Source organism: Ureibacillus terrenus (assembly GCF_006569205.1).
GTDB classification, from domain to species: domain Bacteria; phylum Bacillota; class Bacilli; order Bacillales_A; family Planococcaceae; genus Ureibacillus; species Ureibacillus terrenus.
In genome coordinates, this window is sequence record NZ_VIGD01000043.1 from 1 (window position 1) to 2,675 (window position 2,675).

The window sequence follows — 2,675 nt, forward strand, 5'->3', positions numbered from 1 at the left end:
TAATGTGCAAATGTTCGGAAATAATCTGCAAAACCTGGAATAATTCGCAAAGATTTTGCACATTATTTCAGAATCCGTCCGAAATAATTTGAAAAAGGGATTCTGAAATAATGTGCTAATTTACACAAAATGAAATGATAGAGAAAAGCATGCATGAAATCGAAATTTTAGATGACAGAGAATTTGATGATTTATTTAATCAATTGGATGTTGCTCATCAAATGATTGTGGACGGAACTATTCGCGAATACGTGGACTGTGTCAGCAGCGCCTGCGAAAGCAAAATTCCATGCAATCAATGACCGATTATATGAGAATGCCTGGAAGTCGCAATTTTTATCCAGCTTGATGATGCCGATATGCAGTTTATCGGAAATTTTGGCTATGTAGCTGTGTGTATTGTTGGTGCTTACCTTGTTACAACTAATGCCATCACCATTGAAACGAATGTGGCGTTTATAATTTATATTCGTCTATTTACTCAGAAACCCAATTTGCTCAAGTGGGAACAAATTTACAATCAGCGCAAGCGGCCAGTGAGCGGGTATTTGAATTTTAGGAAGAAAAAGAATTGGATGCGGAACAACCGAAACTTGCAAAAGTGGAGCATGTTAAAGGGGAGATAGAATTTAAAAATGTGCAATTTGGATACCGCCAATGGACAAAAACAATGATTAACGATTGCCCGTGTAATGATAAAAAATGCGCCGTTATTGATTTTAGATGAAGCAACGAGTTCTGTGGATACACGGACAGAACTACAAATTCAGCGCGCTATGGAACAATTGGAAACAGGAAAAACGTCCTTTATTATTGCCCATCGTCTTTCAACCATTAAAAATGCGGATTTAATTTTAGTCATGAAAGATGGAGAAATTGTGGAGAAAGGAACCCATCAAGAATTTCTTGATAAAAATAGATTCTACGAAGAATTGTATAAAAGCCAGTTTGAACAAGTATCGTAACTGTTTCAAACTAAAATATGGTATAATTAGTAAGCAAGTTTTTGACGTACACTTGACATAAAACGGTTTTTGCATTGTTTCTGCAAGTGAAACGATAAAATATTGAGCGGAGGATTTAAATGAACAAAATGAATATGCCAAAAATGATGAAGATGATTACTATTCCGTTAGCTTTAAGTGCCATGCTAGTAGGATGTTCAAACGGAGATGATGAATCAGTAGCAACGGTGAATGGAGAAAAAATCACAAAAGCGGAATTAAACGAAGCTCTCACGGAACAATATGGACAAGAAGTATTAAATAATTTAATTGCCAATAAAATTGTGGAGTTAGAAGCGAAAAAACAAAAAGTTTCCGTAACGAAAGACGAAATTGAAGCGGAGTATAAAGACTATGTGGACCAATACGGAGGGGAAGAAAGTTTCAAACAATTGCTTTCTTCTTATAATATGGATGTAGAGGATGTAAAGAAAGATATTAAAAATTATTTACTAACAAAAAAAGTAATGGAAGACTATGTTGACATTAAAGACGACGAATTGAAATCCTACTTTGAAGAAAATAAGGATTCCTATAATCAAGCAGAACAAGTTGAAGCAAGCCATATTCTAGTGGACGATGAAAAAACAGCTAAAGAAGTCATTAAAAAATTAAATGATGGAGAAGATTTTGCTAAACTTGCAAAAGAATATTCCACTGATACAGGTACAAAAGACAAAGGTGGCTACTTAGGCTACTTTGGCAGAGGCGAAATGGTTGAAGCCTTTGAAAATGCTGCATTCTCCATGAAAGTAGGTTCCATTTCCAGCGAGCCAGTCAAAACTGATTTTGGTTACCATATCATAAAAGTGACAGACAAAAAAGAAGTAAAAGAAGCCAAATTTGAAGATGTGAAAGACAAAGTATATCAAGATTTATTAGAACAAAAAGTAAACGAACAATATACAAAATGGCTATCCGAAAAAATGGATGAATATAAAATTGAAAACAAATTATCAGGCGATAATAAAGATAAAGAGGATAAATAATTAAAGGGGGCTGTTCAGAAAGTGTTCGACTTTCTGAACAGCCTTACTTCTTATAGGAATATTCTCTTAAAAACTTTCCCTGCAGTGGTCACAAAACGCGCCTCCTCGTTGCAATTTATCTGCGGCAAAAACTCTAGCGAAAGCCGCAATTTATCTGCGGCGAAAGCATGTGCGACAGCCGCAAAGGGGGCGTCTTGAAATGACTTTTCAGAAGCCGCCCTTTTTTTGCCATTAAAAAACGGCCATCTTATTTTGGAATAATTTATGGCAGAGATGAAAAGGATTTGTAAAATATCCCCCACTTCCCAAATGTTTTACAGTTACTTTAATGTTTTTTCACAACTGTCTTATAAGATGATGGTGAAAAAATGAGAAGGGGGAATTGCGATGAATTTTCCATCCGTGGATTTTTCATGGCTCGGAAATGGGACTGTGATTGCGATCATCGCCATCGCCCATGTCCTGATCAGCCATGGAGTAGCCATTGGAACATCCGTTTTAACCGTGTCTTTGGAATATCGGGCTTTCAAAACCAATAATCAAAAGCTCGATGGATTGGCCAAAAACATTGCGAAATGGATTTTAATCATCACTACAACAGTAGGAGCGATGACCGGTGTGGGAATCTGGTTTTCGACAACGGTCATTCAGCCGGATTCGATTGGTTCTTTATTGCGAATCT

The 2,675-nt window shown here is 36.4% G+C and carries 2 protein-coding genes and 2 pseudogenes; all 4 read left to right on the top strand.

Annotated features, from left to right (window positions below):
• Positions 1-149: 149 nt before the first annotated feature.
• Positions 150-302 (top strand): hypothetical protein, encoded by a 153-nt coding sequence (locus tag FKZ59_RS14820; RefSeq protein WP_181733313.1) that lies wholly within the window; start codon positions 150-152, stop codon positions 300-302.
• Positions 303-647: 345 nt separating this feature from the next.
• A pseudogene (locus FKZ59_RS15270) lies at positions 648-965 on the top strand (ATP-binding cassette domain-containing protein); the annotation flags it as partial.
• A gap of 119 nt (positions 966-1,084) precedes the next feature.
• Entirely contained in the window at positions 1,085-1,993 is a 909-nt protein-coding gene (locus FKZ59_RS14115) for a peptidylprolyl isomerase (protein WP_246045916.1), read from the top strand.
• Between the two features lie 387 nt (positions 1,994-2,380).
• Positions 2,381-2,675: pseudogene (locus FKZ59_RS14120) on the top strand (c-type cytochrome); the annotation flags it as partial.